The organism is Paracoccus sp. S4493 (assembly GCF_000967735.1).
In the GTDB taxonomy this organism is placed as follows: domain Bacteria; phylum Pseudomonadota; class Alphaproteobacteria; order Rhodobacterales; family Rhodobacteraceae; genus Paracoccus; species Paracoccus marcusii.
In genome coordinates this window covers 1-2029 of sequence record NZ_JXYF01000363.1, presented here as the reverse complement: position 1 = coordinate 2029, position 2029 = coordinate 1, and the positions used below count along the sequence as shown (strand labels likewise).

Here is a 2029-nt window from a genome sequence, read left to right as displayed (position 1 = left end):
AGGATGCCATCGATGGCGTCACATTTCTCGGCCTTGGCCCGCTTGCCCAAGAGCGTGAAGATCGCCTCAAGGCCTTCGATCTGGGCGGCGGTCTCCTCCCGATGTTGTGTCAGCGCCTCAACCAGCTCCGGGTGGTTGGCCGCCTTGATCATCTTGGGCAAAGATTTGTAGATCTTCTTCTCGGCATAATACATATCCGCCAGCGCATGTTCGAAGAGATCAGCCAAACCCTTCAACTCGCTGGCCTGCTTGGATGCCTTGGCGGAGGCCGCTTTGGCAGCGATGGTCTGGGAGCGCTTCGCACGTGTTTCAGCGCTGGCTTTTTCGGCTTTCCCACGTGCAGCTTTGCTCGATTTCGACGCTTTTTCCTTTGCCCTGGTCGACGTCTCGTCAGCAGCCTTTTTCTCTTTTGCCATGATCAGGTTCTCTCTCGAGTGTTGGTTGGATAATTGTGGAATTGCCTGCTGAAACGCCGGTGTTTAGGCGGCTGTTCCCACGGCAGCGCGGCATTTGTTATCGGGCAGCCAATCGCGAATGTTCCGCTGTTGGTTTTCGGGTTTCCCGGCCCTGAGGCCAAAAGGCGTGAACGGCGCACGCGGCTGCCAGACCGAGGACAGCGCCGGCTGCAACATCAATGGGATAATGCTTACCGCGGGGTACCTGAATCCCGGCAATCATCGCAGCAACTGCCATGGCCGGAACGGCTGTCTGCGGCAGATCGCGCGCCATGACGGTGGCCACAGCCACGGCTCCGGCAGTGTGACCGGACGGAAACGAAGTGTCGTGTCCACCTTCGCTTTCACCCGCCTCGCATTCATAGGTCTGCTCTTCGATCATGACTTTCGGGCGGGTCCGCTTGAAATTGTTCTTGATGATCCGTTTGACAGAGTTTGCAAGAACATGAGCGGTCATCATCTTGAGGCCGACCTGCGTCATCTGTGGTCGATGGGTAATCGCCCCTGCCCCGATCATTGCGGCACAGACGATCGACAGCGGGATCTGATCAGCAATTTCGCTGGCAGTCCCGAGTGTTTTGACCACTGGATGATGGCGGTGGCGCGCAGCAGAGCGTGCAACTTCCTTGTCCGCTTCTTCGACGACGCTGGCGGCGTCGGGAGAGACTTTTTTTTCGTGACTGTTCGTTTCCATTGGATCGCTTTCTTGCTGATCTTGCGCTGCCCATTCGGCAGGCACAATGAAGCAAGCAAAGCTCTTCCTGGTTCCGGCAATAAAAGATGTAGCGTGAGAAACAGAGGCTATTATCGTTGGCAGGTTCTTGCTTGATAAAGATTCATCAACTGTTGTTCTGACGCATGATCCAACCGGGCTGCGATGGCGGAAGTCTGCGCCCGCCCGGATCATGCTTTTCCATCGCGCGGCGTTTGCCTTAAATCAGAACTCTCACTTCCAATTCCACATAATCGCCTTGTCCGGCGGTGGCACCACCTTCGTTGGGCTCTTCCAGAAGCCGCGGCGGTGTGGATCGTAGATGACATACTGCATGGCGGAGTTCGGTATTGCGATCAGACATGCCAATCCCCGGATGCATCTAACAGTTCCAATATCATAACTCTGGTTCTGCAAGCCGTGCCGATCAAAGCTGAATGGGCCGGTGCATGACCGGCCCATCATTCTGCGCATAGTCAGATTTTAAGATCGTCCGGCTCTGTTCCGGCCACGATGGCGTCTCGAAACCAAATCGGCTGCCGGCCCCGTCCGGACCACGTCTGATCCGGATTGCCGGGATTGCGATATTTCGGGGCGGGGGTGGCGCGTTTCGTGGGTTTGGTGTCCGTAAGTTCGGACAGAGAGAACCCATACTCGCGGGCCTTTTCTTCCAGATCGCGTCTGGCTTCCGCCTTACGGCGGTCGTCGAAATTGGCAATGGCCTTGTCTAGATCCCGCTTCAGTCGCTTCATTTCGTCAAGGCTCATTGTATCAAAATCAAGATCAGACATAGGTATCCTTTTTTTGCAGGCAGTGCTTTTACTATATTCGTGAGACGTATAAACCCACATTCCCCAAGTAA

At 55.5% G+C, this 2029-nt stretch carries 3 protein-coding genes; all 3 read right to left on the bottom strand.

The window, feature by feature from the left end; translation table 11 throughout:
• Window positions 1–416: DUF892 family protein (locus TW83_RS20930; RefSeq protein WP_157001768.1), on the bottom strand; the 416-nt coding region annotated here is incomplete at its 3' end.
• A gap of 97 nt (window positions 417–513) precedes the next feature.
• Complete coding sequence (locus tag TW83_RS17750) at window positions 514–1362, bottom strand: phosphatase PAP2 family protein (protein ID WP_084697689.1); 849 nt, start codon at window positions 1360–1362, stop codon at window positions 514–516.
• Window positions 1363–1643: 281 nt separating this feature from the next.
• Window positions 1644–1958 (bottom strand): H-NS histone family protein, encoded by a 315-nt coding sequence (locus tag TW83_RS17745; protein ID WP_045984116.1) that lies wholly within the window; start codon window positions 1956–1958, stop codon window positions 1644–1646.
• Between the last annotated feature and the right edge of the window lie 71 nt (window positions 1959–2029).